The following is a 2930-nucleotide window of genomic DNA, read 5'->3' as shown; positions in this document are numbered from 1 at the left end:
GTACGTCCCTCATCCCAGCCTCGGTGCCCCCGACGAACGTCCCCTTCCCTTTCACCGTGTGGACGAGCTGCCGCCGACGCAGCTCCCGCACCACGTTCCGGACGGTTGACCGCGCCACGTCGAACTCGGCCTCCATGGCCAGCTCGCTCATCACCGCCTCGCCGGCCAGCAGCTCACCTCTCAGAATCTGACCCTCGATCATCTCGGCAATCTGCACATAGATCGGCACCGGGCCGTCTCGGTCGAGCATGCTCATACCTTAGACGTCTGGATACAAGCAGATGAGTGAATCTCAATCCTGGGGCCACGACTCTTCGGGTGACACGTAACTCCCACGTTGCGGCACGGTGTAGATCCACCCTTGCTCCCGCAACAACGCCATGGCCCGCCGCACCGTCTCCCGCGCCACGTCGTACTGCTGCACCAACGCTGTCTCGCCCGGAATCGCCCGCTTGGGCAGGAAGTGCCCCGCTCTGATCTGCTTGGCCACATCGGCAGCAATCTGCCGATAGAGCGGCACTTTCCGCTGCTTACGCGGCGCTTCATGAGGTGCGCCGACGAACGTTCCCTCGCCCTGGACCGTGTAGATGAGCCCTTCCTCGCGCAACACGTGGATGGCCCGGCGGGCCGTCGTCCGCGCGACCCCGAACTCGTGCTGAATGTCGGCCTCGCTCGGCACGGGATGCCCGGACGCGAGCCCCTCGACCCGCAGCCGAAGGATCTCCGCGATCTGTACGTAGATGTGGGTGTCGCCGTCGTAGTCCAGCACACCGGCAACATAGACGAAGGTGTACGAGCCCTCCCATATCCTCCTGCCTGGCCAGACAGAGTCATCTTTCCGAATAGACGAGCGGATACAACCAGACGTATTCTCTGGCCATGGCCGTCCTCTCCCTGGACTACGAACGCTGCATCGGCATCCACCTCCCAGAACCCCGCCCAGGCCGCACAGCCATCCGCTGGTATCCCGCGAGCTCCCCCTACGAACGCGTACGGGTCCGGGGATACACCTGCCACTGCCAGCCCACGATCTACGAGCTCTGCCAAATCGGAGGGCAGCGCTTCATTCGCCGAACCCGTACGAATGACAGAATCCCGATCGCGGAGGAGACCTTCCGGGGCTCCGCCCTCAGGACCCAGCGGCTCTGGAACAGTCTGTTGACCGGCAACGCCCGATAATCCCGGGCACCCACTACACCTGTACTCCACGTCGGCTCATCCTCTAGAGGAAACCCGCCCCCTGAGCCGCTACCTACAGCAGCACGACCCCGCGTTGCCTGCCCGCCTGAGGCAACCTACCGGGAGAGCCTGACAAAACCAGCCCTCCCGTCGAGCGCAACTCTCAAGCTCCCTGTGCCTCTGAAGCGCGGCTCTGCGGCCCTACGCAGGCCCGCCCCCTGTAGGCGTTCGTCTCGCGGCACGAACACTCTCTACAAACGCGCGGTCGCCTACGTAAGTGGCCGGCAGTGACAACCAATGACGATGGCGACACCGCTGCAAAATGCACAGATTGCTCACCAGGGCTTCCCGGATGCCCTCGTCCGTGAGTATCTCCATACGCCATCCCGGGCGACGCTCGGCACCCTCCGGTCACCGTACTGAAATTTCGCCAACGAGCTGTCATTCAGCTCGATTTTCCTGATTAAGAGGGACACGCTGGCATTCCATCCAGAACCGACTCGAGAAGAGAGAAGTAGGAGTCACAGTTCCAAAACGGCTTTGCACGCCATCTCGAAGGAGGCACACTGTTCCTCGCGGCCATCACGTTGGCTCCTTCGTTCTCGGACAAGGCCCTAGAAGGAGTACGGGATGGCCGTCACCATTTCCCGGCGCCCCCCTAGCTGATCCGCTCAAACCAGCTCCGAAGCCCACCTCCAGCGTCATCGCCATCAAATGTTGGAGCAGTCGAGCGATCCCAACCAAGAGCCCCCGACCTGGACCGGAGGCTCAAATGCCGCCTACGCATCATCTTTCGCCAACAGGCGATCCAGTCTGAGCCCAAGGTCAGTGAGCTGGAACCGTAGCCCCTCAAGCATCGTCAACGTCTCTGCCAGGCTGGCCTTGCAGCTCTCGTCAAACCGTTCCCGAAGGCGTGCGATCTCGAAGTTGAGGATCTCAAAGTCCCGACCGACCCCTGAGCGAACCTCGACGATCTCCGCCCTCGCCGTAGCCAGCCCTGCCAACACCGCATCTCGTTCACCCGAGCACGAGCGAGCCTCCAGCGCCTGCAGACGGAGTTGTAGATCGAGGATCTCCACCTCAACGTTCACGTACCCCTACCCCTTACCAATGGACGACGAGGGAACCCGCCAACGGCGGCCGGCCCCCACTTGCTGCGAGCACATATTGGCAAGTCGTCCGTGCCTGAAGCGATCCCCGACAAGCAATCCGGAGTGGTTTTCTTCCTCCGCCGACGCGCGCTTTTCCGGTGAACGTCCACATCCGCCCGGCTTGTCGGAGGAAATAAGACCACCTCGGTAAGGAGGATCAACCTGCCGCCGCCCCCAGCAAGGGGCTGCGAGCCAAGCCCAAGCGCCTAAGGGGGGCGGCCGGATCGAGAGTGTCATGATTCAGTCCCACCCGCCCGGCCATCGAAGCATCCAGAAATGCGGATGTGGCCCAGTCATGTCCTGTCATTACCGGCATGTAGGCGGACTAGGCGGAAGAAGCCAGGTAATCTCCAGCCGATAGCCTGATATGAGATGGCGGTCTCCCGAAAACAGGGGCCACAGAATGAGCTGAAAGCTTAGACGTCACCCTGCTGACTCGATCACCTCCGACCTACAGGCGAGCCGTTGGTGGCAAGCGGCGGGCCGGTAGCCGCAGCGAGCCAAGCGGTTGCGTCCACGGGAGTGGTGTACGAGTTTGACCTGGTCACAAGCGTGGCGGCCGTGAAATGAAGACGGCCATCGCGTGATCCTTCGAGTAGC

Annotated in this window: 3 protein-coding genes; all 3 read right to left on the bottom strand. The window is 62.4% G+C overall.

The genetic code is table 11. From position 1 onward, the window contains the following. A partial coding sequence (locus ABZ459_RS50540) for a GntR family transcriptional regulator (protein ID WP_357988013.1) occupies nt 1-250 on the bottom strand: 250 nt, incomplete at its 3' end. Between the two features lie 42 nt (nt 251-292). Next, nucleotides 293-769, bottom strand: coding sequence for a GntR family transcriptional regulator (locus ABZ459_RS50535; RefSeq protein ID WP_357988010.1), 477 nt, complete (start codon nt 767-769; stop codon nt 293-295). A gap of 1189 nt (nt 770-1958) precedes the next feature. Beyond that, entirely contained in the window at nt 1959-2270 is a 312-nt protein-coding gene (locus tag ABZ459_RS50530) for a hypothetical protein (protein WP_357988007.1), read from the bottom strand. Between the last annotated feature and the right edge of the window lie 660 nt (nt 2271-2930).

The sequence above is a fragment of the Nonomuraea sp. NPDC005692 genome (assembly GCF_040631115.1).
In the GTDB taxonomy this organism is placed as follows: Bacteria; Actinomycetota; Actinomycetes; order Streptosporangiales; family Streptosporangiaceae; genus Nonomuraea.
Note: the sequence above shows the minus strand (reverse complement) of the source record. Positions and strands in the feature narration are given on the sequence as shown.